Below are 26,527 nucleotides of genomic sequence, written 5' to 3'. Positions count from 1 at the left end.
GAGGTGGTGGGAAACCCCAGGTGACGGCGTTGCCCGCGGCGATCGGGCACGGGATGCGACGATCACGCGGCGTGTCGCCGCCCGAACGGCGCACCGCTGGCGGGCCAAAAGCGCCTAGCATTGAGAGATGCAGCGGCGGATTTTTGGCATCGAGACCGAGTTCGGCGTCACCTGCACGTTCCACGGGCAGCGCCGGCTCTCGCCCGATGAGGTGGCGCGCTACCTGTTCCGGCGGGTCGTGTCGTGGGGGCGCTCGTCCAACGTCTTCCTGTCCAACGGCTCCCGGCTCTACCTCGACGTGGGGTCGCACCCCGAGTACGCGACCGCTGAGTGTGACGACCTGGTGCAGCTCGTCACGCACGACAAGGCCGGTGAGCGGATCCTCGAGGACCTGCTGGTCGATGCGGAACGGCGGCTGGCCGACGAGGGTATCGGCGGCGACATCTTCCTGTTCAAGAACAACACCGACTCGGCGGGCAACTCCTACGGGTGCCACGAGAACTACCTGGTGACGCGTGCGGGCGAGTTCTCCCGGATCGCGGACGTGCTGCTGCCGTTCCTGGTGACCCGCCAGCTGATCTGCGGCGCGGGCAAGGTGCTGCAGACGCCGCGGGGCGCGGTGTACTGCCTGTCGCAGCGGGCCGAGCACATCTGGGAGGGCGTGTCCAGCGCCACCACGCGGTCGCGGCCGATCATCAACACCCGGGACGAGCCGCACGCCGATGCCGAGCGGTACCGCCGGCTGCACGTCATCGTGGGTGACTCGAACATGGCCGAGCCGACGACCCTGCTGAAGATCGGGACGGCGAACCTGGTTCTCGAGATGATCGAGCAGGGTGTCCAGTTCCGGGACTTCACGCTGGACAACCCGATCCGGGCGATCCGGGAGATCAGCCACGACCTGACCGGGCGGCGCCCGGTGCGGCTGGCCGGCGGGCGGGAGGCCTCGGCTCTGGACATCCAGCGCGAGTACTACGGCCGTGCCGTCCAGCACGTGCAGGCCAACGATTCCGGCCCGACCGCGCGGCGGGTCGTCGAGTTGTGGGGCCGCGCGCTGGACGCGGTGGAGCAGCAGGACTTCGGCAAGATCGACACCGAGATCGACTGGGCGATCAAGCACCGGCTGGTGGAGCGGTACCGGGCCAAGCACAACCTGGACCTGTCCAGCCCGCGGGTGGCGCAGCTGGACCTGGCCTACCACGACATCCGGCGGGGGCGCGGCCTGTTCGACCTGCTGCAGCGCAAGGGGCTGGTGCGGCGGATCACCGACGACGGGGAGATCGAGCTGGCCAAGGACACTCCGCCCCAGACCACGCGCGCGAAGCTGCGGGGCGATTTCATCGCGGCGGCGCAGGCCGCGGGGCGTGACTTCACGGTCGACTGGGTGCACCTGAAGCTGAACGACCAGGCGCAGCGGACCGTGTTGTGCAAGGACCCGTTCCGCGCGGTGGACGAGCGCGTCGACCGGCTGATCAGCTCGCTGTGAGTGGCGGGTTCGCGGCGGCGTGGCGGGAGTGGCACGCCGAACGGGAGCGGGTGCTCGCAGAGCCGCACGGCTGGTTGAGCATCACGGCGCGGCATTGGCTGACGCCGGAGCCGCAGCGGTTCGAGGGCATCCCCGGCACCTGGCACGAGGAGGGCGCCGCCGCGGTGGTGTCGGCCGGCCCGGACGACGAGCTCGAGGTGGCCGGCACGGCGCGGTTCGAGCTGGCCGAGAGCGGTCCCGGTGAGATGGTCAAGGCCGGTGACCGGGTCGTGGAGGTGGCGCGACGCGGCGGGTACCTGGTGCGATTGCGGGATCCGGCGGCCCCGGTGCGGGCGGCGTTCCGCGGGGTGCCGGCCTACGAACCGGATCCGGCGTGGGTGCTGCCCGGGCGGTTCGAGCCGTTCGACGAGCCGCGTGCGGTGACGGTCGGGGCGGTGGTGGAGGGACTGTCGCACGTGTATTCGTCACCGGGGGTGCTGCGGTTCACCCGTGCGGGCGAGGAGTTCGCGCTGACCGCGTTCAACGGCAAGGGGGCGGCGGCTTTCTCGGTGCTGTTCACCGACGCGACGTCCGGGGTGACGACGTATGCGGCGAACCGCAGCCTGTCGGTCGCGGCGCCGGACGCGGGGGGCCGGGTGGAGCTGGACTTCAACCGGGCGGTGAACCTGCCGTGCGCGTTCATCGACCTGGCGACCTGCCCGCTGCCGCCGGCGGAGAACCGGTTGCCGTTCGCCGTGGAGGCGGGCGAGCAGATCCCGTGGGAACGCCGCTGAGCGGATGATTTCGCGGCTCGGCGCGGCACGGGTGGGTATCTCGTGAAGATCCTGGCGCGCCGGGGGCGGACCGCGCGGACTCGATCATCAGTGCGAGTTACTGTTGTCGGGTGTCCACCGCCCGCGCCGAGCGCCTGGTCAACCTGGTGCTCGCTCTGCTGTCGACCCGGCAGTACCTGACCGCTGACCGGATCCGCGGGATCGTGCCCGGGTACGCCGACGCGGCCAGTGACGAGGCGTTCTCCCGCATGTTCGAGCGGGACAAGACCGAGCTGCGCGAACTGGGCATTCCGCTGGAGACCGGCCGCAACTCGGCGTTCGACCCGGCGGAGGGTTATCGCATCGCGCGCCGCGACTACGAGCTGGGGGAGATCGAGCTGGCGCCCGACGAGGCCGCGGCCGTGGGGCTCGCGGTGCGGCTGTGGGACTCGCCGGAGATGACCGGGCAGGCCCAGGGTGCGCTGGTGAAGCTGCGTGCGGCCGGGGTCGAGGTGGACCACAGCGAACCGCCGGTGGTGGAGTCGCGGGTGCGGGCCGAGCCGGCCTTCACCCCGCTGGTCGCCGCGGTGCAGGCGCATCAGGCGGTGCAGTTCTCCTACCGGCGGTCGGGGTCGGCGGAGCGGCTGATCCGCACCCTGGAGCCGTGGGGTGTGGTGTCCTGGCGGGCGCGGTGGTATGTGGTGGGGCACGACCGGGATCGTGCGGCGCCGCGGTGTTTCCGGCTGTCGCGAATCGTCGGTGACGTGCGCACGGTGGGCAGGCCGGGTGAGGTGCAGCGACCGGAGAACGTGAACCTGCTGGAGCTGATCGCCGGCACCGGCGAGCCGGAACCGTCGCCGGTGACCACCGCGAAGTTGTGGATCGCCGACCAGCGCGCGGCGGGGGTGCGGCGCCGGGCGCGCCTCACCGGCCGGATGACGGTGGACGGGGTGCCGGGCGATCTGGCCGAGATCGACCTGTACTTCCCGGAGAGCGCGGCGGACTGGATCGCCGGGCACGGGCCCGACGTGCTGGTGCTGGAGCCGGACGTGCTGGCCAAGGCGGTCCGCGGGCGGCTGGAGTCGATCCTGCACCACGAGGTGCGGCGATGAGCGGGTCGACCGACCGGATGCCCCGGCTGCTCGCGCTCGTGCCGTACCTGCTGGCCCGGCCGGGTATCCGCATCGAGGACGCGGCCCGCGACTTCGGGGTGAGCGCGCGGCAGTTGCGCCGCGACCTGGAGCTGCTGTGGATGTGCGGTCTGCCCGGGTACGGTCCGGGTGATCTGATCGACCTGTCCTTCGAGGGTGACACGGTCACCGTCACCTTCGATGCGGGCATGAACCGGCCGCTGCGGCTCACCGGCGGTGAGGCGACCGCGCTGCTGGTCGCGTTGCGCGCGGTGGCCGAGACCCCCGGCGTGGTCGACACCGACGCGGTGCACCGCGCCATCGCGAAGATCGAGGCAGCGGCGGGTCAGGCGCAGCCGTCCGGGGTCGTGGTCGGCCGGGCGCTGCGGGAGGGTGAGAAGACGGCGGCCACCCGGGGGGTGGTGCAGCACGCCCTGCGGGCCGGCCGGGCGCTGCGGATCCGCTACTACACGGCGTCGCGGGACCAGATCACCGAGCGCACGGTCGACCCGATGCGGCTGTTGATCGTGCAGGCGGTCGGGTACCTGGAGGCCTGGTGCCGGCGCGCCGAGGGGGTGCGGCTGTTCCGGCTGGACCGCATCGACGAGGTCGACGTGCTCGACGAGCGGGCCGCGCCGCCGTCGGCCGCGCGGCCCACGGACATCTCCGACGGGGTGTTCCGGGCGCGGCCCGGTCAGGCGGAGGCGCAGCTGGTGCTCGAACCGGACGCCCGGTGGGTGGCCGAGTACTACCCGTGCGAGGAGCTGGGCGAGCTCGACGGAGGGCGGCTGCGGGTGCGGATGCGCTACGGCGACGAGTCCTGGATGGTGCGACTGGTGCTGGGTCTGGGCGGCGATGCGCGGGTGGAGAGCCCGCCCGGGCTCGCGGCGGCGGTGCGCAGCCGGGCCGCCGCCGCGCTGGAAAGGGCACGTCACCTGCCGGTCACCTTGGGCCAGTAGGGTGACGCCGTGTCGTACCTGCCGAGTGTTCTGCTCGCCGCCGCGGGTGTGCTCGCGCTCATTGTTGTCCTGATCCGGACAGTCCGGGTCTTGCGCCGGTTCCGGCGGGCATCGAGCATGGTGACGGTGAACATCACCGACCGCACCGGGCTGCTGAAGGCCCGGTCGGCCGGTCTGCGCGTCGCGATCGAGCAGCGGCGGCGTCCCACCCCCGAGCAAGTAGCATTGGTCACAAGCAAGGAAGGAGGCCACTGATGCTGAACGGGTTGCAGCCGTGGCACTTGATCATTCTGGTGCTCCTCGTGGTCCTGCTGTTCGGCGCGAAGCGCCTGCCGGACGCCGCGCGGTCCATCGGCAAGTCCATGAAGATCTTCAAGGCCGAGACCAAGGACCTCCGTGAGGACGGCACGGCCACCGAGCCCGACACGAAGCAGATCACGACCTCCGAGGGGACGACCGCCACGGCGTCCACTGGGTCCACGGCGGGCCCGGCCGACGACCAGGTCGCGCAGCTGCAGCGGCAGCTCGACGAACTGAAGCGGCAGCAGGCGGCGGAGAAGGCCGACCAGGCGCACAAGCACGCCAGCTGACGAGGACGGAGCCTGTCGTGGCGGACTCCGCCTCCCCGAGCCGGAGGGACCGGCGGCGCAAGCGCAGCCGCCGGCTCAACCCCGACGGCACGATGACGCTCATCGAGCACATCTACGAGTTCCGGCGCCGGCTCGGCTGGGCACTGCTCGCCGTGGTCGCCGGGGGGATCTTCGGTTTCATCTGGTTCAACACCCGGATGGGGCCGGTGCCGTCGCTGGGCGACATCGTCAACGACCCGTACTGCGCCATCCCGCCCGACCGGCGGCTGGGCAGCGGCGAAGGCTGCCGACTGCTGCAGACCGTGCCGTTCGAAGCGTTCATGATCCAGCTGAAGGTCGGCCTGGCCGCGGGCGCCGTGCTGACCTCCCCGCTGTGGCTGTACCAGTTCTGGGCGTTCATCGCGCCGGGCCTGTACAGCAAGGAACGCAAGTACGCGCTGACGTTCGTCGGCTGCGCGAGCGTGCTGTTCGCCGGTGGCGCGGTGGTGGCCTACCTGATCATCCCGCACGCACTGCAGCTGCTGATGGGCTTCGGCAGTGACTTCTTCATCACCGGCCTGACCGGCGACAAGTACATCTCGTTCGTCCTGTCGCTGCTGATCATCTTCGGGGTCAGCTTCGAGCTGCCGCTGGTGCTGGTGATGCTGAACTTCGTCGGCGTGGTCAAGTACGCCCAGCTGAAGAAGTGGCGTCGCGGGCTGATCTTCCTGGTGTTCGTGTTCGCGGCGTTCGCCACCCCCGGCTCCGACCCGTTCTCGATGATCGCCCTGGCCGGCGCGCTGACCGTGCTCGCCGAACTCGCGATCCAGATCGCACGCGTCCACGACGCGCGCAAGTACCGCGAGAGGGAGAGCTCGGAGTGGGCGCACCTGCCCGACGACCAGCCCGCCCCGTTCGACTACACCCCGGCCACCATCGATGACGACACGCCGGCCAAGCCCAGGACCGAGGATGTGACCTAGCCGGCCGGCGCTCGATGGGTCCGTGCGGCCCCGGCCGTCCACCCCGGCCGGCGCTGACCGGGGACCTCGACGCGCTCGTCGTGCTCGCGGGGACGGGGCGGTGCACCACACCGTGTAGTTCTGCGCCGCCACCGGTACGCCGCTGGGGCTGGTTCCGGCCGGCACCGGCAACGAGCTGGCCCGCGGTCTCGGGGTTCCGCTCAGTCCGCTCAGTCCGGTCAGGGCGGCCGACGCGATGGTCGGCCGCCGTGCGGGAGCAGTGGCATCGCACCGTGGACCTGGGCCGCGTGGGCGGCACCTGGTGCGCGACTGTGCGGTGCACCGGCTTCGACGCCGCCGTCAACGCCCGCACCGGCCTGCGGCAGGGCAAGCCCCTGCGCCACCCGGCGGTGCGGACGCTGCTTGCGCGGGAGGCCCGGATCGAGGCCGGCGGCTGGCCGTTGTGCGCCGGCCGCGGGATGCTCGCCGCCGGTCCGGTCACGGTGCGCTGCGAGCGCGACGCGCTGGCGGTGCTGGGCTGATACCCGCCGCCTGCGGCCCGGACACCGCATGTGACACCCTGGCAGGGTGGCTGCTCGCCCTTCCGTGTCGCCGGCCGAGGCCTACCAGGCCGCCAAGCGCCGCGCCCAGTACCCCCAGCTGACCCGCTTCGCCGACGAGGCGGACTTCGGGTTCGACGACTTCCAGATCCGCGGCTGCCGCGCGCTGGAGGACGGCCACGGCGTACTCGTGTGCGCGCCCACCGGTGCGGGCAAGACCGTGGTCGGCGAGTTCGCGGTCCACCTCGCCCTCGCCGAGGGGCGCAAGTGCTTCTACACGACGCCGATCAAGGCGCTGTCCAACCAGAAGTACGGCGACCTGGTCGCCCGGTACGGCAACGACGCGGTCGGGCTGCTCACCGGTGACACCGCGATCAACGGCAACGCGCAGATCGTCGTGATGACCACCGAGGTCCTGCGCAACATGCTCTACGCGGGCTCCTCGGCCATCACCGACCTCGGCTACGTGGTGATGGACGAGATCCACTACCTCGCCGACCGGTTCCGTGGCGCGGTGTGGGAGGAGGTCATCCTGCACCTGCCGGAGTACGTGCGCGTGGTCGGCCTGTCCGCGACGGTCAGCAACGCCGAGGAGTTCGGCGAATGGCTGGTCACGGTGCGCGGGGACACCACGGTGGTGGTCGACGAGCACCGGCCGGTGCCGCTGTGGCAGCACATGGTGGTCGGCAACCGGCTGCTCGACCTGTTCGCCGACGACGGCTCGCACGGTGAACTGCGCATCAACCCCGGGCTGCTCCGGCGCGTCGAGGAGGTCGGGCGCATGCACGCGCCGGCCGCGCTGCGCCGCGGGCGGGGCGGCCGCCAGTACTCGCGCGGCCCGCGGTTCCGCCCGCCGTCGCGGGTGGACCTGATCACCCGCCTGGATGCGGCGGGCCTGCTCCCGGCGATCGTGTTCATCTTCTCCCGCGCCGGTTGTGACGCCGCCGTGAGCCAGGTGACCCGCTCGGGGCTGCGGCTGAACACCCCGGAAGAGGCCGCGGAGGTGCGCCGCATCGTGGACACGCGCACCAAGGACCTGCCCGAGGGCGACCTGGGTGTGCTCGGTTACTGGGAGTGGCGCGAGGCGCTGGAGAACGGCGTCGCCGGGCACCACGCCGGGCTGCTGCCCGCGTTCAAGGAGACCGTCGAGGAACTGTTCGTGCGCGGGCTGGTCAAGGTCGTGTTCGCCACCGAGACCCTCGCCCTGGGCATCAACATGCCCGCGCGCACCGTCGTCCTGGAACGGCTGGTCAAGTACAACGGCGAGGCGCACGTCGACCTCACCCCGGGCGAGTACACGCAGCTGACCGGCCGGGCGGGGCGCCGCGGAATCGACGTCGAGGGCCACGCGGTGGTGGTGTGGCAGCCGGGCATGGATCCCAAGGCCGTCGCCGGCCTGGCCTCGACCCGGACCTACCCGCTGCGGTCGTCGTTCCGGCCCGGCTACAACATGGCGATCAACCTGGTCGCCCAGCTCGGCCACGAGCAGGCCCGCGAGCTGCTGGAGCAGTCCTTCGCCCAGTTCCAGGCCGACCGCTCGGTGGTCGGCCTGTCGCGGCGCATCGAGAAGAACCGCGAGGCGCTCAAGGGTTACGCCGAGGCGGTGACCGGCGACTTCGACGCGATGCTCGACTACGTCCAGCTGCGGAAGAAGATCTCCGACCGGGAGAAGGCCCTGGCCCGGCAGAACACCGCCGCGCGCCGCGCCGACACCGCCGCCTCCCTGGAGAAGCTGCGCCGCGGTGACGTCATCGCCGTGCCCGCCGGCCGGCGCGCCGGGCTCGCGGTGGTGATCGACCCGGGTCTGGACCCGGTGCGTGAGCCGCGTCCGGTGGTGGTGACCGAGGACCGCTGGTCCGGCCCGCTGTCGCTGTCGGACTTCTCCGCGCCGGTGGAACCGCTCGGCCGGATCAGGCTGCCCAAGCACGTCGAGCTGCGGTCGCCGAAGACGCGCCGCGACATCGCCTCCCACCTGCGCGATTCCGGGATCGCGTTGCCCGGTCGGCAGAAGCGCCGGTCCGGTGCCGGGGAGGACGGTGAGCTGGCCGCGTTGCGCCGTGCCCTGCGTGCGCACCCGTGCCACGGGCTGGCCGAGCGGGAGGCCAACATCCGCTGGGTCGAGCGCTACCACCGGCTCGCGGCGGAGACCGAGCAGCTGGAACGCCGTGTCGCCGCGACCACCCACTCGCTGGCGCGCGCCTTCGACCGGATCCGGGCGCTGCTGGCGGAACGCGGGTACCTCGCCGAGCACGAGGACCGCGTCACCGAGCACGGCGAGCGGCTGGCCCGCCTCTACAGCGAGTCGGACCTGCTCGCGGCCGAGTGCATCCGGCACGGTGTGTGGGAGGGGCTGACACCGCCCGAACTGGCGGCGGTCGTGTCGACGCTGGTGTTCGAGGCGCGGCGGGACTCGCCCGGGGAGCCGCGCCTGCCCGCCGGCGGCGTGCCCCGGGCGTGGCAGGAGACCGCCAAGATCTGGACCGACCTCGCCGAGGACGAGCGCCGCCACCGCCTGGACCGGACCCGGGAGCCCGACGCCGGGTTCGCCTGGCCGGTGTACCGGTGGGCGCGCGGCGAATCACTGGAGAAGGTGCTCACCGCGGCCGAGGCCAACAGCCAGGAACTGTCCGCCGGGGACTTCGTGCGCTGGTCGCGGCAGGTGGTCGACCTGCTCGACCAGATCAAGACCGTGCTCGGGCGGGCCGACCCGGTCGGGGACGCCGCCGCCCAGGCGGTCAAGGCGCTGCGCCGCGGGGTCGTGGCGGCCGGTGCCGAGTAGCGCGCCGCACGCAGCGTTGTGGTTGGATCGCGCTGAGCGAGGACGAACAGCGGAGGCCCAGGAGCATGAGCACGCCCTACGGCGGCACCGACCCCCAGCAGTGGAACCAGCAGCCCGGGTACGGGCAGCAACCCGGTCACCCACCCCAGTACGCGCAGCAGCCGCAGTACGGCGGGCAGCCCGGATACGGTCAGCCGCAGTACGGCCAGCAGTACCCGGGGCAGCCGCAGCACCCGGGCGCCTACGGTCGGCCGCAGCAGCCGCCGAAGAAGCGCGGTAAGGGCCTGGCCGTCGGGCTCGGCGCGCTGGTCGTCGTGGTCGCCGCGTTCTGCGTCACCGCGTTCGTCGCGCCCGGTTTCCTCAAGACCACCGAGCTCAGCCAGACGGCCGTGCAGGACGGCGTCAAGCAGGTCCTGACCGGCAACTACCAGCTCACCGGTGTCAGCGACGTGCAGTGCCCGGCCGGCCAGAAGGTGACCACGGGCGCCACGTTCACCTGCGCGGCGGTGATCAACGGCCAGGGCAAGACCGTGCAGATCACCATCAAGAACACCGCCGCCGACTACGAGGTCGCCTACCCCCGGTAATTGGCTGGCGCGCCGCCGCCGGGTCCGCGACGATCGCGGGGTGAGCGACTACACCGTGCGGACGTTGCGACCCGACGAGCACCGCGCCGCTGCCGACCTGTTCCGGGCCACCCTCCACGGCGTCCCCACCACGGACGACTCCTGGCGGATCACGGAACGGATGCTCCAGCCCGGCCGCACGCTCGGCGCGTTCGACACCGAACTCATCGGCACCGCCCGCTCCTTCGACGCGGAGATGACCCTGCCCGGTGGTGCCCGCGCGGGCCTCGCGGCAGTGACCGGGGTCGGGGTCCGGCCGGACCGGACCCGGCGGGGTGTCCTCACCGAACTCATGCGCACCCAGCTCACCGACATCGCGGCCCGCGGCCTGCCGTTGGCCGCGCTGCGGGCGACCGAAGGGGTCATCTACCACCGCTTCGGCTATGGCGTGGCCACGCGCAGCCGCAGCTACGAGATCGACCGGCGCCGCGCGGTGCTCCGCCCCGAGGTGCCTGCCGGCGGCCAGGTGGAACTGTGGTCGCTGGACACCGCCCTGAAGCGGCTGCCCGCGCTGTACGACGCGCTGCCGCACCCCCGCCCTGCCATGATGACCCGGCCACCGTACTGGTGGCCGGGCTGGGAACGGCACGCCCGCGAGGCGACGAGCCCGGTCGTGACGGTCGTGCACCACGGCAGCGAGGGCCTCGACGGGTATCTCATCTACTCGGTGGAACGCAAGCACTGGACCGAGCCGGCCACGCTGGAGGTCATCAGCCTGCAGACCGCCACGGACGAGGCGTTCACCGGGTTGTGGCGCTACCTGCTCGGTGTGGACCTCGTGGACACCATCCGGGCCGGCGAGCGCCCGGTGGACGAGCCGGTCGAGCTGCTGTTCACCGATATCCGCGCGGTGCGCGACACCGGCGGCGGGGACGAGCTGTGGCTGCGGCTGGTCGACGTGCCCGCGGCGCTGGGTGCGCGCGAGTACACGGGTGAGCCGGTCGTGCTGGAGGTGGCCGACCCGGTGCTGGCGGCCAACTCCGGGCGCTACCGGGTTTCACCCGACGGTGTGCACCGCACCGACGAGACGGCCGATCTGCGGCTGGGTGTGGACGCGCTGGCCATGATCTACCTCGGCACGTGGCGGCCGTCCCTGCTGGCGGGGGCGGGGCGGATCCGGGCGACGAGCGCGTCCGGGCTGGAGCGGGCCGACCGGTTGTTCACCACGCCGGTCCCGGCGTGGTGTGGTACACACTTCTGAGAAGCCTGTCCCGGGGGGTGGTCGGTGCGGATCACGCTGATGCTCGTCAGCGCCGCCCTGGCGCTGACCGGATGCCACAGCGCGCCGCCTGCCCCCGCACCGTCGACTCCGGCCCCCGCGGTCGTGACGTCGTCCCCGCCGCCGCTGACCCCGGTTCGGCGGGTGTTCGACCCGGCCCGCGTGCAGGACGGGGTGCGGCGCGTGCTCACCGAGTCCTACCTCGTCACCGAGGTCGGCGACGTGTCCTGCCCGGCGGACCAGGACGTCGTCGCCGGCCGCACCTTCGAGTGCACCGTGGACATCGCCGGGAAGGAGGAGAAGGTGACGATCACGGTGCGTGACGCGGCCGGCGGCTACGAGGTCTCCCAGCCGAAGCCGTGAACGGCTACGAGATCCGGGCGCTGGCGGCCGGGGAGGAGCGGGCGGCGTTCGAGGTGCTCGGCCGTGCCCTGCACGCCACCGTCACCGACGAGTTGTGGCGGCGCCGGGCAGCGTCCTTCCCGGCCGAGCGCCGGTTCGGCGCGTTCACCGGTGAGCAGGTGGTGGGTGTCGCGGGCTCCTTCGCCACCCGTCTCGCCGTGCCCGGCGGGAAAGCGCTTCCCGCCGCGGCCGTGGACGGGGTGGCGGTGCGGGCCGATCACACGCGACGCGGTGTCCTGACCGCGTTGATGGCCGCCCAGCTGGCGGACTGCGCCCGTCGTGGTGACGTGCTGGCCACCCTGCACGCCAGCGAGGCGACCATCTACGGCCGCTTCGGTTACGGCGCCGCAACCCGCGGCAAGACGGTGCGCATCACGCCGGCCGCCTTCCGCGGCGATGCGCCCGCGGGCGGCACCGTCCGGTTGCTCACCACGGCGGAGGCACGCGAACTGCTGCCCGGGCTGTATGCGGAGATGGGCCTGAACCGGCCCGGCATGATCGAGCGGCCTGACGTGTGGTGGTCGTATGCGCGCGAGCGCCTGATCGGCGAACACCATGTCGCCGTCCACACCGGACCGCGCGGCGACGACGGTTTCGTGCTCTACCGCACCGAGGACCGGCGCACGTTCGACCACCCCAACCGCGGCGCCGCGCTCGTCGTGCAGGACCTGCACGCCACGAGCACCACCGCGGCCGCCGGTCTCTGGCGGTTCCTGCTGCGGGTGGACCTCGTCTCCGAAGTCCGTGCGCCGGGGCGGCCGCTCGACGAGCCGGTGGGTGCGATGCTCGCCGACCCCCGCGCCTGCGCGGTGAACGGTGTGGACGATGACACCTGGCTCCGGTTGGTCAACGTGCCCGCGGCGCTGGCCGCCCGGAGCTGGGGACCGGGGGAGCCGGTCGTGATCGAGGTGACCGACCCGCAACTGCCCGCCAACACCGGCCGCTACCGGCTCTCACCCCCCGGGACGCGCACCACCACGGCCGCGGCCGGCCTGCGGGTCACCCCGGAGACACTGGCGATGCTCTACCTCGGCGACGCCCGGCCCAGCACGCTCGCCGCGATCGGGCGGATCGACGTGGCCGACCCGGCGGCGCTGCCTCATGCCGACGCCCTGTTCGCCACGGCGGTTCCGCCCTGGTGCGGCACGGGATTCTGACTCCTCAGCCTCCCCGGCGGTCCCGAACGCCGCCGTGATCTCCGCGCACGGCCGGTCAGGGGCGGCGGCCGTGGAAGGTGCGGCGCAGGTCGTTCACCCAGGCGTCCGGGTTCTCCCACGGGATGAAGTGGCCGCCGCGGTCGTGGGCGTTGACGTTGACGTGGTTGAACCACTGGGCCTGCGGCCCGGTCTTGAACGCCTGGACGCGCTCGTCGGCGGTGCGGATGCCAGGCGGGTTCCCGTACGTGACGAACGTGAGCCCGACAGGGGCCTGCACGACCGGGGTGCGGTCGTGGGCAGGGGGGCCAGCTCGATGATGCGGGCGCGGACGTCGGCGGGCTGGTCGTCGGTGAGGGGACGGTTGCGGGCGAAGTCCCAGGCGCGCGGGCCGGTGAAGAAGTCGAGCGGTAGCCCGGAGCCGATGTGGATGCCGTACAGCGCGTCGGCGTACTTGTGCCCGAGCTGGCTGGTGACGATCGCGCCGATGTCGCATCCCCCGGCGGCGTACTTCGGGTAGCCCAGGGTCTCGGTCATCAGGGTCGACCACCCCAGGGCACCGCCGCGGCGTTCCGCCTCTTCGCCGCCGAACTCGTCGGCTTCGACACGACAGCGCAGCAAGCCCGGGTTGCCGCGGGGGAGATGCCGCCGAACGCCGAGTTCTTCCTGGCCCGCGAATACGTCCCGATCAGCAGGTACAACCCCGACCTCGACACCCGCCGCCGGCACCGGGTCCCCGTGGTCACCGCCGCCGGGCGCGACAGCGCCGACGCCTACTACGCCCGCACCGCCGGGATCCAGGCCGAACGCCTCGGGTGCCCCTGCGTCGAGTTTCCCGGGAACCACCTAGGCTTCATGTTCCAGGCCGGAGCGTTCGCCGCTGCGCTCCGAAGCACCCTGGCCGGTTTCGCGCCGGAAGACCGGCCCCGCCCCCAGGCGGGGCCGGCCGACCTCACACGCTAACGGTCCCGGCCACGCCGGTCTTCTCCGTTCTTGCGCACTCAGGCCGCGCGCAGCGCTTCCCGGATCCGCACCTTCGCCCCGGTGCGCAGCACGGCGTTGCGGTAGATCCGCGCCGACAACCACACCAGCGCCGGGATCAGCGCCACGACCAGCCCGACGGACAGGATCGCCTCCCACGGCGCCACGCCGCCCATCGCCAGCCGCATCGGCATCAGCGTCGGCGCGAACACCGGGATCACCGACAGGATCGCCACCAGCCCGCTGCCCGGGTCGGTCGGCAGCACCGAGATCCCCACGACGTACCCGGCGATGACGAAGAACAGCGCCGGGGTGATCGCCCCACCGACGTCCTCCTGCCGCGACACCAGGGCACCGAGCCCGGCGAACACGATAGAGTACATCAGGAACCCGAGCAGGTACCACACGATCAGCCACACCACCGTGCCCGCGGCGGCCGACACCGAGATCGTCAGCACCCCGGTCGCGAGCCCCGCGACGATGCCGACAACACCGATCACCAGCATCTGGATCAGCCCGACCGCGCCGATGCCCAGCACCTTGCCGGTCATCAGCTGCCACGGCCGCACCGTGGCCAGCAGCAGCTCGACCACCCGGCTGGTCTTCTCCTCGACCACGCCCTGCGCCACCGACTGCCCGTTGAGCATCAGCGACAGGTAGATGAGCACGCCGGCGACGATCCCCAGCACCAGCTGCTGTGAGTTGTAGGGGTAGGGCTGCTCCAGCGGCCGCACCTGCACGCCCGCGTGCGCGACCGCGGCGTTGACCTGCACCGGGTCACCGCCCAGGCCGGCGATCTGCTGGTCGAGCGCGAGACGGCTCGCGAGCAGCTCCAGCGCCGTGCGGCCCTTGTCGTCCAGGTCCTTCTTCACCACGGCCTGCACGCGGGTGCCGTCGCCGACCAGCAGCACATCCAGGTCGCCGTCCCGCAGCTGCGCCTCGCCGCTGGCCTCGTCGGGCACGGTCTTCACCTCGACGGTCTCGCCGACCGCGGCGGCAGCGGCCTGCATCGGCGCCGCCAGCGCCGAGGTCGCCCCGGTGACACCGACCGTGCCGTCGGCGGCGTTCCCGCCGATCAGCTTCATCACGACCGTGAACCCGATGATCACGATCAGCAGCGCGAGCGTGCTCAGCCGGTAGGCCTTGGACCGCAACCGGATGCCGATCTCGCGCGAGGCGATCAGCGAAACACCGGCCCAGCCGCTGTGGTCCCTGCGTGGTGCGGTCATGCCGCCACCTCCTCGGTCACGACGTGCCGGAACAACTCGGTCAGTGACGGGCGGTGCCGCGCGAATTCGTGCACCGGGCCGGTCGTCAGCGCCGCGCGCAGCACGGCCTGGTCGTCGGCGCCTTCGCCGAGTTCCAGTTCGGTGCGGCCCCCCGCTTGCCGCACGACGGTCACCCCGGCGAGCCCGTCCGCCCAGCCCGCCGGCGCCGCCGGCGCATCGACCAGCAGCCGCACCGCCGACCCCGCCTGCAGCTCCTCGACCGCGCCGCAGGCGACCATGTGCCCGTCGCGCACGATGCCGATCCGGTCGCACAACCGCTCGACCAGGTCCAGCTGGTGACTGGAGAACACCACCGGCACGCCCTCGGCGGCCTTCTCCCGCAGTACCTGGCTCATCACGTCCACCGCGACCGGGTCGAGCCCGGAGAACGGTTCGTCGAGCACCAGGATCGCCGGGTCGTGCACCAGCGCGGCGGCCAGCTGCACGCGCTGCTGGTTGCCCAGGCTCAGCTTCTGCACCTCGTCGTCGCGGCGGGCGGCCACGCCGAGCCGTTCGGTCCAGGTCTCGACCGACCGGCGTGCCACCGTGGCCGGCATGCCGTGCAGCCGGGCCAGGTAGACCAGCTGCTCGCCGACCTTCATCTTCGGGTAGAGGCCGCGCTCCTCGGGCATGTACCCGATGTGGTTGCGCGTCTGCAACGTCACCGGCGCCCCGTCCCAGCGCACCTGTCCCGCGTCGGCCGCCAGGACCCCCAGCACGATCCGCATCGTCGTGGTCTTGCCCGCGCCGTTGCTGCCCACGAACCCGAACAGCTCGCCCGCGCGGACCTCGAACGTCATGTCCGACAACGCCGTTCTCGCGCCGTACCGCTTGGTCAGGCCGTCGATCTCCAATTGCCTGTCCGCCACCTCGTCCCCCCTCCACTCGTAGAAAATGTGATATCACAATGCTACACTAGGGCCATCGGAACAAGGGAATCGAGGGGAACGACGTGGAAACTGTCGTGGACATGCCGGCGCCGAGCACGCGCGAACGCCCGGCGAACGCGGTCAACGGATTCGCGATGCTGGGGCTGGCGATGGTCCTGCTGGCCGCGGGCGTGATCCTGCTCGTCGCCAGTGGCGACTCGGCGGGGATGACGATCGGGGGCGTCGTCGCCCTGGTCGCCGGAGTGCTCGTGCTCCGCGGGCTGACCGCGGTGGCGCCGGGGGAGGCGCGCGTCGTGCAGTTGCTGGGCCGCTACGTCGGCACCCTGCGCACCGCCGGGCTGCAGTGGGTCAACCCGTTCACCCAGCGGCGCAAGATCTCCACCCGCATCCGCAACCACGAGACGGGTGTCGCCAAGGTCAACGAGGCCGACGGCAACCCGATCGAGATCGCCGCCGTGGTCGTGTGGCAGGTCGCCGACACCGCCCAGGCGGTGTTCGAAGTGGACGACTTCGTGGAGTTCGTCGGCATCCAGAGCGAGACGGCGGTCCGTCACATCGCCAACGCCTACCCCTACGACACCCCGGACGACAACCGGATGTCGTTGCGGGACAACGCCGACGAGATCACCGAGAAACTGTCCGCGGAGATCTCCGCCCGCGTCGCCTCCGCCGGGGTGAAGATCGTCGAATCGCGGATCACGCACCTGGCCTACGCCCCGGAGATCGCGCAGGCGATGCTGCGGCGCCAGCAGGCGGGAGCCGTGGTGGCCGCCCGGCAGCGCATCGTCGAAGGCGCGGTCGGGATGGTGGAGATGGCGCTGGACCGGCTGGCCGAGCACGACGTCGTCGATCTGGACGAGGAACGCAAGGCGACGATGGTGAGCAACCTCCTCGTCGTCCTCGTCGGTGACCGGGACGCGCAGCCGGTGGTCAACACCGGGACGCTGTACCAGTAGATGCCGGCCGACCGGAAGAAGATCCTGCTGCGGCTCGACCCGGCCGTGCACGACGCGCTGGCGCGCTGGGCCGGGGACGAGCTGCGCAGTACGAACGCGCAAATCGAGTTCCTGCTGCGCAAGGCACTCGCGGACGCCGGCAGGCTACCCCGCGAGGTGGGCCGGATGCGGCCGCGGGGACGCCCCCGGAAAGAGGACGACGATGCACCGACCTGACTCCCTGGCCGCGCAGCTCTTCCTGTTGGCCTACGACACGGACAAGAACCGCCTGGTCTCGCGGTCCGAGCTGGGCTACGCCCTGCGGGCCGCGGCACTGGCCGACCTGGTGCTCGCCGGTCACCTCGTCGACGACGGCGGCAAGGCGGCCCCGGCCGGGGCCGCGCCCCGGCTGGACCCGGTCCTCGACCTCGTCCTGGCGGAGATCACCGGCACGTCGCCGCGGTCGTGGCGGCGCTGGGTGTCCCGCCACGCCGGCCACATGGTGCCCGTGGTCCGCGACCAGCTGGCCGGCGACGAGGTCATCAAGGTGGAGCCGCACCGCGTGCTCGGGCTGTTCCCGGCGCACCGGATCACGCTGCGCCGGCCGCAGGAGGTCAACCGGCTGGCGGCGGACGTCCGGCGGATCATCCGGGGCGCGGGACCCGCGTCCCGGGTTGACGCGCGGCTGGGCGCCTTGTGCGCGCTGGCGGGCACCGCCGAGCTGCGCACGGTGCTCAGCCGGAGCGAACGGCGCCAGTACCGCGCGCGGCTGGCCGACCTGAGCCGGCCGGTGGAGCCGGTGGTGACGGCGCTGCGCAAGGCCATCCAGGCGCAGCGCGCGGCCGTCGCCTCGGGCGGCTGATCAGCGGGCCGCGGCGGTGAGCGCCTTGACCAGGCGGGTGGCCGAACTGCCCAGGTTCCACCGCTCGGCCAGCTGCAGGACGCGGTCGGGATCGGCCGGGGCGGCGGGCACCTCGTCCGGCCCCGACACCGACACCGGCGCGTCGACGGCCACCTTCACGACGGCCGGCGCGACCCGCAGGTACTCCCGCGCCTCGGCGAGCTTGGCCCGGGTCTTCGGCGGCACGTCCTTGTCGCCCTGCGCGGCGGCGGCGAGCAGGCCGTCCAGCGACCCGAACCGGGTGATCAGCTTCGCCGCGGTTTTCTCGCCGATCCCGGCCACCCCGGGCAGCCCGTCCGACGGGTCGCCGCGGAGCACCGCCATCTCGGCGTAGGCCGCCCCGGCGTTGGCGACCGGCACGTCGTAGCGCCCGGCGATCTCGGCCGGTCCCAGGACCTCGGCCTTCGCCCAGCCCTTGCCCACGTAGACCACCGATGCGGGCGTCGGCTCGGTGCGCACCAGCTGGAACAGGTCCCGGTCCCCGGTGATCACCTCGACCGGGTCGTCCTCCTCCCGCGCGGTCAGCGCGCCGATCACGTCGTCGGCCTCGTACCCGGGCGCCTCCGCGGTGGCGAACCCGAACGCCTCCAGCAGCTCCAGGATGATCGGCACCTGCGGGGTGAGGGTGTCCGGGACCTCCTCGGCGTTCGCCGCGGCGTCGGCCACCCGGTGCGCCTTGTAGCTGGGCAGCAGATCGGTGCGGAACTTCGGGCGCCAGTCCGCGTCCAGGCACGCGACGAGCCGGCCGGGGCGCCGGTCGGTGACGATGCGGGCCAGCGTGTCGGTGAACCCGCGCACCGCGTTGACCGGCGTGCCGTCCGGCGCCGTCATCGACTCGGGCAGCGCGTAGAACGAGCGGAAGTACAGGCTCGCGGAGTCCAGCAGGGCAAGTGTCACGGAGCACAGCCTGCCAGACGCGTTCCGCGCGCGGGCCAGCTACGCTGCGTGCCATGTCCTCCCGTTCACCCGAGAGCCCCGCCCTCGCCCCGGACACCCTGCGCGCACGGCTGGACCGCGCCCGCGCCGCCGCCGCGGCCGCCGGCACCGACGCGCTGCTCATCGCGCCGGGCTCGGACCTGAGGTACCTGATCGGTGCGGCCGGTGGTTCCTTCGAGCGGCTGACGACCCTCGTGGTGCCGGCCGAGGGCACCCCGGCCCTCGTGGTGCCGAAACTGGAGGCGCCCGGCTACGCGGCGGTGCCCACCGACGCGCTCGGTGTCGAGGTGGTCACCTGGGTCGACGGGGAGGACCCGTACCGGATGGTGGCCGGCCGGCTGGGCAAGCCGGGCCGGGTGGCGGTCAGCGACGGGCTGATCGCGCTGCACGTGCTGGCCTTCCGCGCCGCGCTCGGCTCCGCCGAGCAGACCCTGGCCGGACCGGTGCTCCGCGAGCTGCGGATGCGCAAGGACGCCGCCGAGATCGACGCGCTGCGCCGCGCCGGTGCCGCGATCGACCGGGTGCACGCGCGGGTCGGGGAGTGGCTTCGCGCGGGCCGCACCGAAGCGGAGGTGGGGGCCGACATCGCCGACGCCATCGTGGCGGAGGGGCACCTGCACGCCGACTTCGTCATCGTCGGTTCCGGCCCGAACGGCGCCAGCCCGCACCACGACGTGTCCGACCGGGTCATCGAGCGGGGCGATGTGGTCGTGGTCGACATCGGCGGGCCGCTCCCGGAGGGCTACAACTCCGACTCCACGCGCACCTACGCGATCGGCGAGCCGCGGGACGCCGACGTGGCGCGGACCTACGCGGTGCTCGAGCGCGCACAGCGGGCCGCGGTCGAGGCCGTGCGGCCCGGGCTCACCGCGCAGTCGATCGACGGGGTGGCGCGGGAGATCATCTCCGACGCCGGGTACGGGGAGTTCTTCATCCACCGCACCGGGCACGGCATCGGCCTGGACGTGCACGAGGAGCCCTACATCGTCGAGGGCAACGACCTGGTGCTGGAGCCGGGCATGGCGTTCAGCGTCGAACCGGGCATCTACCAGCCGGGACGGTGGGGCGCCCGGATCGAGGACATCGTGGTGGTGACCGCGGACGGGGTCGAAGCACTCAACCAGCGCCCGCACGAGCTCGTCGTGCTCGACTCGTGAGCGGCCCGCTGGAGCAGCTGGACCAGGCGATCGCGCGGGAGCTGGCGGTCGACGGCCGCTGTTCCTTCACCGACCTGGCCGAGCGGGTGGGGTTGTCGGTGTCGGCGGTGCACCAGCGTGTGCGGCGGCTGGAGCAGCGCGGCGTGATCCAGGGGTATGTGGCGCGGCTGGACAGCGAGCAGATCGGCCTGCCGCTGACCGCGCTGATCTCGCTGACGCCCAACGACCCGGCGGCGCCGGACGACTACCCGCAGCGGATCGAGCACATCCGGGAGATCGAGTCGTGCTACTCGGTGGCCGGTGACGAGTCCTACATCCTGCTGGTGCGGGTCGCCTCACCGCGGGACCTGGAGGACCTGCTGCGCCGGATCCGGGAGGCGGCGAAGGTGTCGACACGCACGACGGTGGTGCTGTCGACCCCGTTCGAAGGCCGTCCACCGACGGTGTGACAATCGCCGGGCGAGGAGTACGATAAAAGGTATGGCAACACGTAAGGTCACGCTCTCGCTCGACACGGCGGCCATCGAGTACGCCGAGCGCGCCGCCAAGGCGCACGGCATCTCGCTGTCGGCGTGGTTGTCCCGCGCCGCGCGGCGGGAGGCCGTCCGCACCGGCTACCGGGCGCGGCCGCACGACGCGGAGGCACTCGCGACGGCGGACGAGGCGGAACTGATCGCGGCGGAACAGGACCTGGGTGCGTAAGGGCGAGATCTGGGCGTACAAGCCGCCCACCCAACCCGCGCGGGAGCGCACCGTGCTGCTGCTGTCGTCCGACGGGGTGAACGAATCGGAACGCCCCTGGCTCATCGGCACCGAACTGCTCGAGGACGACCCGCAGGACATCCTCGGCGTCGCCCTGGACAGCCGGTTCTGGATCTCCACGCTGTTCCTGACCCGCCTCTACCGCGGCTGGCTCGTCGACCGCATCGCCGAGATCGACCAGCAGACGCAGGAACAGGTGGACATCGCGCTCCGCGCCGCGCTCGATCTGTGACCGGCCCCGCGCCGCAGCCCTTGACCTTGACACTGTGACAAGGAGTGCACTGGGCGCTGGAGGTGATCGTCATCGACCCGACACCCAGGAACCCATCGCACCCGGGCCCGCTCGACGCGCTGGCCGCCGCGGACTCCTCGACGCGGCTGCAGGCCGCACTGGCCGCGGGCACGCACCCCGTCCCCGGTCTCGTCGATCCGCTCGTGGCGCGCTGCGCGGTCGAGCCGGACTTCTTCGTCCGCGACATGCTCACCTGGGCACTCACCCGGCACCCGCGGGAGATCACGGTGCCCAGGCTGCTGGCGGAGCTCGGCTCGCAGCGTGCGCAGGCGCGCAGTCAGGCGTTGCACACCCTGTCCAAGATCGGGGACAAGAGCGCGTGGCCGGCGCTGACCAGCTCGTTCCTGCGTGACGCCGACGACGAGGTCGCGCGCAGCGCCTGGCGCGCCGCCGTGATCCTCGTGCCGGCCGGGCAGGAGGCCGCACTCGCCGGGGAGCTGGCGGCGCAACTGGGGCGCGGCGACCGGACCGTGCAGCTGAGCCTCAGCCGCGCGCTCGTCGCGCTCGGGGACGTGATCGAGCCGGTGCTGCGCCGGGCGCTCGGGAGCGCCGATGTGACGGTGCGCGCCCACGCGCACGCGACGGAGCGGCTCCTGCGCGACCCGGACGCCGGTTTCGGGCCGGCTCTTGACGAGGCGAAACGGGTCGTCGCGCTCGGACCGGAACGGGCCGGGGAAACAACGTGCTGATCGGCGAGGTGGCGCGCCGCTCGGGGGTGAGCACGCGGATGCTGCGGCACTACGACACCCTCGGGCTGGCGCGCCCCACCGGCCGGACGGTGGGCGGTTACCGCGAGTACTCCGCCGAGGACATCCGCCGGATCTTCCACGTGGAGAGCCTCCGGTCGCTGGGGTTGTCCCTGCGGGAGATCGGGCGGGTGCTCGACGACCCCGCCTTCGCACCGTCCGCACTGGTCGCCGACCTGATCCGGCGGACCGAAGAGCGGCTGAAGCGGGAGCAGGAGCTGCTCGAGCGGCTGCGTGCGGTCGATGCCTCGGCACCCGCCCGCTGGCCGGACGTCCTGCGCCTCGTCGAGCTGCTGCACGGTCTCACCTCGGCCAGTGCCGCCCGCCGGCAGCAGACCGTCCTGGCCCCCGCCGAGGACGTGCCGGTTCCCGTTGAGGTGCTGGCCGAAGCGGTCCTCGCCGAATCCGATCCGAATGTCGCCGGCGCGCTGCGCTGGGCCCTCGCACGCGCGGACGGCGACGTCGTCCCGACCCTGGCCGCGGGGATGCGTTCGGCGGATGTTGACGTCCGCCGCCGCGCGGTCCTGGCGATCGCCGCGATGCCCGGCGCGGAGGCGGCCGCGGTGCTCGCGGACGCACTCGCGGACCCGGACGCGACGGTGCGCAAGCACGCCGCGCTCGCCCTGGGCGCGCGGGGCGCGACCACGGCCGTGCCGACGCTGGTCGGCATGGTGGTCGAGGGCCCGAACGACATCGAGGCGGCCGAGGTCCTGGGCACGCTGGCGCGGGACCCGGCGTGCGCGGAGCGGATCATGACCGCCCTGGCCGGCGAGGTCGACGCGCACCCCACGGACGCCGCCGTGCGGATACGCCTGGCCCAGGCACTGGCGGAGATGCCGGGGACCAGTGCGCAGGGGCTGCTGCGCCGGTTGGCCCACGACGACGACCGGTCGGTCGCCCTGGTCGCCGCGGCCCTCGCCGACGTGGTCGACCGGCGCGCCGCGGACCGACCCGGGCCCGGCGTCACCCCGCGGTGACCGGCGCCGCCGGGTGGAGGTGCCCGTCCTGCCCGGCAAGGCAGGCGGCCCGGGGACCGTCGGTCACCAGGAATTCGCTCAGGCAGCGGCCGAACTCGCCGTGCCCGTTCGCGTTCGGGTGGAACGATTCCTGAATGGCATGGCTGGCGCGGTCGGCGTCGGCCAGGTCGTTGAGCTGCAGCGTCAGCCGGCTGAACCATTCCTTCGAGGCATCGGGGCCGCCGCTGCACGCCTCGTGCCCCAGTCCCGCCCGGGCCAGGTCCAGGAACCGCGCGCCGGCCTGCGCGGCGGCCGCCGCGAGCCCGCGCGAGAGTACCGGCACCCCCTCCTCGACCACCCAGTGCAGGTCCTCGGTGCGGAACGGGCAGCCGTTGAGGTTCTGCAGGTTCGCCGGGATCCCCGGCCCGATCGGCGCCGCGTAGGACTGGAGCACCAGCTGGTAGTCCTCCGGCTGGTACCCGGCGCGGGCGAGCACCGCCTTGATGTCGCCCAGGGCCGAGACCACCTTCGGCACCATCGCGTCGATGCGCTGCTGCCAGCCCGGGCCGATCGCGGTGCGGCAGGGTGGGCTGCCGGCGACGAACCACGCCTGGAAGCACTGCGAGATCAGCTGCGAGAAGTGCGGGTCGTCGTTGGCGCCCACGGCCACCACGACCGCGGCGACCCGGTGGGTCTTCACCAGCTCCGCCAGCCGCGCGGCCTGCGACGGCTCGGTCCACTGCCGCACCTCACCCAGCCCGACCTGCGCCGACGGTGCGCCCGAGCAGGCGAGGTTGACCTTCTCCACGATTCCCGGCACGTCGACCTCGGCCACCGTGGCGTGCGGGGAGCGGTGGCACCAATCGCCGCCGGTGCCGTTGGTGTCCGCCGTGTAGTCCCCGGCGCCCTCACCGGACAGGGTGCTGTCGCCCATCGACACGATCGTCAGCGGACCGATGCCGGGCGGCCCGGGCCGGTGCAACGGGCCGGGTGGCGTGCCGGGCCCGGCGAACACGAAGATCGCCACCAGCACCAGGACGAGGAGCGAAACGCCCCCACCGATCCACCACCGAAACCGCCGCACCGGTGGCAGTCTAGAGAAGCGCGGTCAAAGCCCTGGTGAAACCCGCTGCGGTGATCGTCGCTGCGGGCTACCGTCGGAGGAGAACCGAGGGGGTGAGGTGCCGACAGGACCGAGCGCGCTGGAGGTGGCCGTGCCGGCCGCCGTGGTCGGTGCGGCCCTGATGGGCTTGGCCAGCGCCGCGCAGGCGCGCGCCACGAAACAGGTGGAGGTCGCCCGCACGCTCGACCCGTCGCTGCTGACCCACCTGGCGCACCGCCCGCTGTGGCTCGCCGGGATCGTCGCCACGGTCGCCGGGCTGGCGCTGCAGCTGGTGGCGCTGGCGTTCGCGCCGCTGCTGGTGGTGCAGCCGCTGCTGGTCACCTCGCTGATCTTCGCCGGGTTGTTCGCCGACCGGCTGGACCGCCGCCGCCCGGACGCGGTGCTCGGCGCCGGCTCGCTGATGTGCGTGGCCGGGCTGGCCGCGGTGCTGGTGCTGACGCGGCCCGGCGAGGACGGCACGCCCGCCGTGTCCGGGCCGGCCCCGGTGGTGCTGGCGCTGACCCTGGCCGGGCTCACCGTGGTCGGGCTCGCCGTGTCCGTGCTGCGGCACGGCGCGTCGCGTGTCCTCGGGCTCGCCGTCGCCACCGGCGTGCTCTACGGCGTGACGGCGGGTTTGATGAAGGTCGTCGCCGGGCAGGCACGCGAAAGCCTTGCCGAGCCGTTCACCCATCCCGTGCTCTACGTCGTCTGCATCGTCGGCCCGCTCGGATTCCTGCTGAGCCAGAACACCTTCCAGCGCGGCGAGTTCCTCACGCCGGCGCTGGCGGTGATCACCGCCCTCGACCCGCTCGTCGGTGTGGCGATCGGCGTGTGGTGGCTGGGGGAGACCGTCAACCACGACCCGGGCGCGCTCGCCGGCGCCGGCCTGGCCGGGCTGGTCGTCGTCGCCGGCATCGTGGTGCTGTCCGCCCGCGCGGCGCGCCTGACCCACGAGGAGTCCCGGTGAAACAGGTCCTGGTGCTGTCCGCGACGATGGGCGAAGGCCACAACGCCACCGGCCGTGCCCTCGCCGAGGCCGTGCACCGGTTGTGGCCGGACGCGGAGATCCGCTGGCTCGACGCGCTGGACGTGATGGGCCCGGGCGTGGGACCGCTGTTCCGGCAGATCTACGTCACCAACGTGCGCCGCACCCCGTGGCTGTACGAGTTCTTCTACTGGGCGCTGTGGCGGTGGCGCTGGTTCGCCGCCGCCTGCAAACGCTTCACCGGCGCGTGGTGCGGCCGGCGGCTCGCGCGGGTCCTCGGGCAGCCGGACCTGGTGCTGTCCACCTACCCGCTGGGCACGGCGGGGCTGGAGTGGTTGCGCCGGCGCGGCCGGCTGCCGTCCCCGGTGGGCGCCTGGATCTCGGATTTCGCACCGCACCCGTTCTGGGTGTACGGGCGCATCGACCGCAACCTGGTGATGCATCCGGTGGCGATCCCGCCTGCGGTGCGGTGCGTGCCGGACGCGCCGGTCGCGGTGTCCGCGCCGCCGGTGCGGGCCGTGTTCCGCCCCGGCGACCGGGAGGCCGCCCGCCGCAGGCTCGGCCTCCCGCCGGAGGCGTTCGTGGCGCTGGTGTCGTGCGGGTCGCTCGGGTTCGGACAGGTGGAGGCCGCGGCGCGGGAACTGCTGGCCGCCCACCCGTCGGTGGTGCCGGTGGTGGTGTGCGGTCGCAACGAGCGCCTGGCGCGTGCGTTGCGGCGGCTGACCGATCCGCGTCTGCGGGTGCTGGGCTGGACCGACGACATGGCCGGGTTCACCGTCGCCGCGGACGTGGTGGTCACCAACGCGGGGGGCGCCACCGGGCTGGAGGCTCTCGCATGTGCCCGCCCGGTGCTGATGCACCGCCCGATCGCCGCGCACGGCCGAGCCAACGCCCGGCTGATGGCCGAAGCCGGGCTGGCGATGGTGTGCGAGGCCGACGGCGAGCTCACCGCGGCCGTCCGGCAGCTGATCGACACCCCGGGGCTGGGCAAGACGATGACCGAGGCCGCCGCCCGGCACCTGGAGTCGGCCGGCGACCTCGACGACGCCTTGCGGGCCCTCGCCGGGCAGCCCGTCTAGTGGCGGTGCGCACCCAGGAAGTGGTCGAGCACCAGGGCCGTGCCGATGCCGAACATCCACACGTCCTTGGCCAGCCCGGTGCCCTGCTCGGTGGGCCGCACCGACCGCTCCCTGCGCATGCCAGGCGTGCGGGCGTAGAGGCCGAGCAGTCCGGCGGAGAACGCGGCGAGCCCCGCGCCGGCCACCAGCGGCGGCACGGCGGGGATCAGCAGCGCGGCGCCCAGTGTGATCTCCCCGGCGGAGAGCATCTGCACGAACCGCTGCGGCTGGATCTGTTTAACCGGCGGGTAGGCACCGGCGGCGAAGCCGTGCAACTGGGTGGCGCCGGTCTCGTCCGCGGTCTGCTTCGTCAGGCCCGAGTTCAGGATGAAGGCGCCGGTGACCAGCCGGACCGGGATGTGCCACGGTTCGATCCGCACCCACCGGGCGCGGCGCTTCCTGCGCATCTGTTCACCTCCGTTGGTGAGCGGGCTCCCGGTTCCACGCTACGCGCGGCCCACCGCGGTCGCGCGGGTTTCCGGCGCGACCGGGTGGGGAAAACCGGGTGATGCGGTGCAGGTTCTGCGACACCCCGCCCACGGCCGGCGAGCGGCGGGTTCCCGGCCCGGCCGGTCCCATCTGTGCTCGCTGTGTGGAGGCCGGGCTCGGCCTGGTCCGCGACGGGCATCCCCGCGTCAGCCGCGGCGGCACCGAACTGGAACGCGTCCGCGGCGGCGGGCAGCCGTGCGAGTTCTGCGACCGCAGCGACCGCCGCGGTTTCTTCGGTTTCACCCGGTCGTTGCGGCGGATGAGCTGCCGCCAGACCGGTGCCGTCATCTGCGACGACTGCCTCGATCGTGGCGGCAACCTGCTCAACGAGGTGTTGCGGCACGTCTGAGGGGCCCCGGCCACGAGGTCGCGCGGCCGGACTGGTTCCGGTGAGCCGCGCACCGGCCCACC

General features: G+C 72.8%; 32 protein-coding genes and 1 pseudogene. 27 read left to right on the top strand and 6 right to left on the bottom strand.

Going from position 1 to position 26,527, the window contains the following annotated elements; translation table 11 throughout:
* Positions 1-127: 127 nt before the first annotated feature.
* The 14 genes and pseudogenes from pafA to FHX45_RS02140 all read left to right on the top strand — a co-directional run bounded on the left by pafA (position 128) and on the right by FHX45_RS02140 (position 12,601).
* A complete protein-coding gene (pafA, locus tag FHX45_RS02200; protein WP_167096355.1) occupies positions 128-1,486 on the top strand; it encodes a Pup--protein ligase in 1,359 nt (452 codons plus the stop codon).
* Positions 1,483-2,259, top strand: a complete 777-nt coding sequence (locus tag FHX45_RS02195) for a DUF1684 domain-containing protein (protein WP_167096354.1) — start codon at positions 1,483-1,485, stop codon at positions 2,257-2,259. Before pafA ends, FHX45_RS02195 begins: the two co-directional genes overlap by 4 nt.
* Before the next feature lie 110 nt (positions 2,260-2,369).
* The gene (locus tag FHX45_RS02190; RefSeq protein ID WP_167096353.1) at positions 2,370-3,350 is read left to right on the top strand and encodes a WYL domain-containing protein; all 981 of its coding nucleotides are present in this window, start codon (positions 2,370-2,372) and stop codon (positions 3,348-3,350) included.
* Positions 3,347-4,327 carry a helix-turn-helix transcriptional regulator gene (locus tag FHX45_RS02185; RefSeq protein ID WP_167096352.1) on the top strand — a complete coding sequence of 327 codons (981 nt, stop codon included), beginning with the start codon at positions 3,347-3,349 and terminating at the stop codon, positions 4,325-4,327. The genes FHX45_RS02190 and FHX45_RS02185 overlap by 4 nt, the downstream gene beginning before the upstream one ends.
* Positions 4,328-4,336: 9 nt before the next feature.
* On the top strand, positions 4,337-4,582 hold the full coding sequence (locus FHX45_RS02180; RefSeq protein ID WP_167096351.1) for a bacteriophage holin: 246 nt from the start codon (positions 4,337-4,339) through the stop codon (positions 4,580-4,582).
* Positions 4,582-4,917 carry a Sec-independent protein translocase subunit TatA gene (gene tatA / locus FHX45_RS02175; RefSeq protein ID WP_167096350.1) on the top strand — a complete coding sequence of 112 codons (336 nt, stop codon included), beginning with the start codon at positions 4,582-4,584 and terminating at the stop codon, positions 4,915-4,917. The genes FHX45_RS02180 and tatA overlap by 1 nt, the downstream gene beginning before the upstream one ends.
* Positions 4,918-4,934: 17 nt before the next feature.
* A complete protein-coding gene (tatC, locus tag FHX45_RS02170) occupies positions 4,935-5,879 on the top strand; it encodes a twin-arginine translocase subunit TatC (protein WP_167096349.1) in 945 nt (314 codons plus the stop codon).
* Positions 5,880-6,021: 142 nt separating this feature from the next.
* Positions 6,022-6,069, top strand: a pseudogene (locus FHX45_RS28530) (hypothetical protein); the annotation flags it as partial.
* A gap of 58 nt (positions 6,070-6,127) precedes the next feature.
* A complete protein-coding gene (locus tag FHX45_RS28525) occupies positions 6,128-6,400 on the top strand; it encodes a hypothetical protein (RefSeq protein ID WP_341771312.1) in 273 nt (90 codons plus the stop codon).
* A gap of 46 nt (positions 6,401-6,446) precedes the next feature.
* Complete coding sequence (locus FHX45_RS02160) at positions 6,447-9,197, top strand: DEAD/DEAH box helicase (RefSeq protein ID WP_167096348.1); 2,751 nt, start codon at positions 6,447-6,449, stop codon at positions 9,195-9,197.
* 65 nt (positions 9,198-9,262) lie between these two features.
* The gene (locus FHX45_RS02155; RefSeq protein ID WP_167096347.1) at positions 9,263-9,784 is read left to right on the top strand and encodes a DUF4333 domain-containing protein; all 522 of its coding nucleotides are present in this window, start codon (positions 9,263-9,265) and stop codon (positions 9,782-9,784) included.
* 40 nt (positions 9,785-9,824) lie between these two features.
* Positions 9,825-11,024 (top strand): GNAT family N-acetyltransferase, encoded by a 1,200-nt coding sequence (locus FHX45_RS02150; protein ID WP_167096346.1) that lies wholly within the window; start codon positions 9,825-9,827, stop codon positions 11,022-11,024.
* A 24-nt stretch (positions 11,025-11,048) separates the two neighbouring features.
* Entirely contained in the window at positions 11,049-11,405 is a 357-nt protein-coding gene (locus tag FHX45_RS02145; RefSeq protein ID WP_341771311.1) for a DUF4333 domain-containing protein, read from the top strand.
* Positions 11,402-12,601, top strand: a complete 1,200-nt coding sequence (locus FHX45_RS02140) for a GNAT family N-acetyltransferase (RefSeq protein WP_167096345.1) — start codon at positions 11,402-11,404, stop codon at positions 12,599-12,601. Before FHX45_RS02145 ends, FHX45_RS02140 begins: the two co-directional genes overlap by 4 nt.
* 55 nt (positions 12,602-12,656) lie before the next feature.
* On the opposite strand, the gene FHX45_RS27700 is transcribed toward FHX45_RS02140, so the two are convergent.
* Positions 12,657-12,878: a hypothetical protein gene (locus FHX45_RS27700; protein ID WP_208405771.1), complete on the bottom strand. Its 222-nt coding sequence runs from the start codon at positions 12,876-12,878 to the stop codon at positions 12,657-12,659.
* Between the two features lie 146 nt (positions 12,879-13,024).
* Between FHX45_RS27700 and FHX45_RS02130 the strand changes: the two genes are divergently transcribed.
* The gene (locus FHX45_RS02130) at positions 13,025-13,561 is read left to right on the top strand and encodes a hypothetical protein (protein WP_167095797.1); all 537 of its coding nucleotides are present in this window, start codon (positions 13,025-13,027) and stop codon (positions 13,559-13,561) included.
* 38 nt (positions 13,562-13,599) lie between these two features.
* Here the strand turns inward: FHX45_RS02130 and FHX45_RS02125 are convergent, their stop codons facing one another.
* Together FHX45_RS02125 and FHX45_RS02120 are read right to left on the bottom strand one after the other, a co-directional pair.
* Positions 13,600-14,808, bottom strand: a complete 1,209-nt coding sequence (locus tag FHX45_RS02125; protein ID WP_167096344.1) for an ABC transporter permease — start codon at positions 14,806-14,808, stop codon at positions 13,600-13,602.
* Positions 14,805-15,716 carry an ATP-binding cassette domain-containing protein gene (locus FHX45_RS02120; RefSeq protein WP_167096343.1) on the bottom strand — a complete coding sequence of 304 codons (912 nt, stop codon included), beginning with the start codon at positions 15,714-15,716 and terminating at the stop codon, positions 14,805-14,807. The genes FHX45_RS02125 and FHX45_RS02120 overlap by 4 nt, the downstream gene beginning before the upstream one ends.
* Before the next feature lie 83 nt (positions 15,717-15,799).
* Between FHX45_RS02120 and FHX45_RS02115 the strand changes: the two genes are divergently transcribed.
* From FHX45_RS02115 to FHX45_RS02105, 3 genes are read left to right on the top strand one after another with little or no spacing between them, the layout of a single operon-like run.
* Positions 15,800-16,693, top strand: coding sequence for an SPFH domain-containing protein (locus FHX45_RS02115; protein ID WP_341771310.1), 894 nt, complete (start codon positions 15,800-15,802; stop codon positions 16,691-16,693).
* Positions 16,694-16,909 (top strand): type II toxin-antitoxin system antitoxin, encoded by a 216-nt coding sequence (locus FHX45_RS02110; RefSeq protein WP_167096342.1) that lies wholly within the window; start codon positions 16,694-16,696, stop codon positions 16,907-16,909.
* Positions 16,896-17,534, top strand: coding sequence for a GOLPH3/VPS74 family protein (locus FHX45_RS02105; RefSeq protein WP_167096341.1), 639 nt, complete (start codon positions 16,896-16,898; stop codon positions 17,532-17,534). The genes FHX45_RS02110 and FHX45_RS02105 overlap by 14 nt, the downstream gene beginning before the upstream one ends.
* Here the strand turns inward: FHX45_RS02105 and FHX45_RS02100 are convergent, their stop codons facing one another.
* On the bottom strand, positions 17,535-18,470 hold the full coding sequence (locus tag FHX45_RS02100; protein ID WP_167096340.1) for a 5'-3' exonuclease H3TH domain-containing protein: 936 nt from the start codon (positions 18,468-18,470) through the stop codon (positions 17,535-17,537).
* A gap of 53 nt (positions 18,471-18,523) precedes the next feature.
* Here FHX45_RS02100 and FHX45_RS02095 point away from each other — a divergent pair, with 53 nt between their 5' ends.
* From FHX45_RS02095 to FHX45_RS02070, 6 genes are all read left to right on the top strand, one after another.
* On the top strand, positions 18,524-19,666 hold the full coding sequence (locus tag FHX45_RS02095) for a M24 family metallopeptidase (protein WP_167096339.1): 1,143 nt from the start codon (positions 18,524-18,526) through the stop codon (positions 19,664-19,666).
* Positions 19,663-20,115 (top strand): Lrp/AsnC family transcriptional regulator, encoded by a 453-nt coding sequence (locus FHX45_RS02090; protein ID WP_167096338.1) that lies wholly within the window; start codon positions 19,663-19,665, stop codon positions 20,113-20,115. Before FHX45_RS02095 ends, FHX45_RS02090 begins: the two co-directional genes overlap by 4 nt.
* Positions 20,116-20,146: 31 nt before the next feature.
* Positions 20,147-20,368, top strand: coding sequence for a hypothetical protein (locus FHX45_RS02085; protein WP_167096337.1), 222 nt, complete (start codon positions 20,147-20,149; stop codon positions 20,366-20,368).
* The gene (locus tag FHX45_RS02080) at positions 20,361-20,660 is read left to right on the top strand and encodes a hypothetical protein (protein ID WP_167096336.1); all 300 of its coding nucleotides are present in this window, start codon (positions 20,361-20,363) and stop codon (positions 20,658-20,660) included. The genes FHX45_RS02085 and FHX45_RS02080 overlap by 8 nt, the downstream gene beginning before the upstream one ends.
* A gap of 62 nt (positions 20,661-20,722) precedes the next feature.
* Positions 20,723-21,409: a HEAT repeat domain-containing protein gene (locus FHX45_RS02075; RefSeq protein WP_167108235.1), complete on the top strand. Its 687-nt coding sequence runs from the start codon at positions 20,723-20,725 to the stop codon at positions 21,407-21,409.
* The gene (locus tag FHX45_RS02070) at positions 21,403-22,443 is read left to right on the top strand and encodes a HEAT repeat domain-containing protein (protein WP_167096335.1); all 1,041 of its coding nucleotides are present in this window, start codon (positions 21,403-21,405) and stop codon (positions 22,441-22,443) included. Before FHX45_RS02075 ends, FHX45_RS02070 begins: the two co-directional genes overlap by 7 nt.
* Here FHX45_RS02070 and FHX45_RS02065 read toward each other — a convergent pair.
* Positions 22,430-23,506, bottom strand: a complete 1,077-nt coding sequence (locus tag FHX45_RS02065) for a GDSL-type esterase/lipase family protein (RefSeq protein WP_341771309.1) — start codon at positions 23,504-23,506, stop codon at positions 22,430-22,432. The genes FHX45_RS02070 and FHX45_RS02065 overlap by 14 nt on opposite strands.
* A gap of 97 nt (positions 23,507-23,603) precedes the next feature.
* Here FHX45_RS02065 and FHX45_RS02060 point away from each other — a divergent pair, with 97 nt between their 5' ends.
* Positions 23,604-24,491 (top strand): DMT family transporter, encoded by an 888-nt coding sequence (locus FHX45_RS02060; RefSeq protein WP_341771308.1) that lies wholly within the window; start codon positions 23,604-23,606, stop codon positions 24,489-24,491.
* Positions 24,488-25,588, top strand: coding sequence for an MGDG synthase family glycosyltransferase (locus tag FHX45_RS02055; protein ID WP_167096334.1), 1,101 nt, complete (start codon positions 24,488-24,490; stop codon positions 25,586-25,588). Before FHX45_RS02060 ends, FHX45_RS02055 begins: the two co-directional genes overlap by 4 nt.
* On the opposite strand, the gene FHX45_RS02050 is transcribed toward FHX45_RS02055, so the two are convergent.
* A complete protein-coding gene (locus FHX45_RS02050; protein ID WP_167096333.1) occupies positions 25,585-26,034 on the bottom strand; it encodes a hypothetical protein in 450 nt (149 codons plus the stop codon). The genes FHX45_RS02055 and FHX45_RS02050 overlap by 4 nt on opposite strands.
* 185 nt (positions 26,035-26,219) lie before the next feature.
* Here FHX45_RS02050 and FHX45_RS02045 point away from each other — a divergent pair, with 185 nt between their 5' ends.
* Positions 26,220-26,465, top strand: coding sequence for a hypothetical protein (locus FHX45_RS02045; protein ID WP_243868904.1), 246 nt, complete (start codon positions 26,220-26,222; stop codon positions 26,463-26,465).
* Positions 26,466-26,527: the final 62 nt, after the last annotated feature.

Origin of the sequence: Amycolatopsis granulosa (assembly GCF_011758745.1) — a bacterium.
In the GTDB taxonomy this organism is placed as follows: domain Bacteria; phylum Actinomycetota; class Actinomycetes; order Mycobacteriales; family Pseudonocardiaceae; genus Amycolatopsis_E; species Amycolatopsis_E granulosa.
Note: the sequence above shows the minus strand (reverse complement) of the source record. Positions and strands in the feature narration are given on the sequence as shown.

Coding starts and splice junctions, on each gene's coding strand:
- pafA (WP_167096355.1), top strand. CDS start 128: ATGCAGCGGCGGATTTTTGGCATCGAGACCGAGTTCGGCGTCACCTGC.
- FHX45_RS02185 (WP_167096352.1), top strand. CDS start 3,347: ATGAGCGGGTCGACCGACCGGATGCCCCGGCTGCTCGCGCTCGTGCCG.
- FHX45_RS02085 (WP_167096337.1), top strand. CDS start 20,147: ATGGCAACACGTAAGGTCACGCTCTCGCTCGACACGGCGGCCATCGAG.
- FHX45_RS02050 (WP_167096333.1), bottom strand. CDS start 26,034: ATGCGCAGGAAGCGCCGCGCCCGGTGGGTGCGGATCGAACCGTGGCAC.
- FHX45_RS02105 (WP_167096341.1), top strand. CDS start 16,896: ATGCACCGACCTGACTCCCTGGCCGCGCAGCTCTTCCTGTTGGCCTAC.
- tatA (WP_167096350.1), top strand. CDS start 4,582: ATGCTGAACGGGTTGCAGCCGTGGCACTTGATCATTCTGGTGCTCCTC.
- FHX45_RS02110 (WP_167096342.1), top strand. CDS start 16,694: ATGCCGGCCGACCGGAAGAAGATCCTGCTGCGGCTCGACCCGGCCGTG.
- FHX45_RS02125 (WP_167096344.1), bottom strand. CDS start 14,808: ATGACCGCACCACGCAGGGACCACAGCGGCTGGGCCGGTGTTTCGCTG.
- FHX45_RS02095 (WP_167096339.1), top strand. CDS start 18,524: ATGTCCTCCCGTTCACCCGAGAGCCCCGCCCTCGCCCCGGACACCCTG.
- FHX45_RS02155 (WP_167096347.1), top strand. CDS start 9,263: ATGAGCACGCCCTACGGCGGCACCGACCCCCAGCAGTGGAACCAGCAG.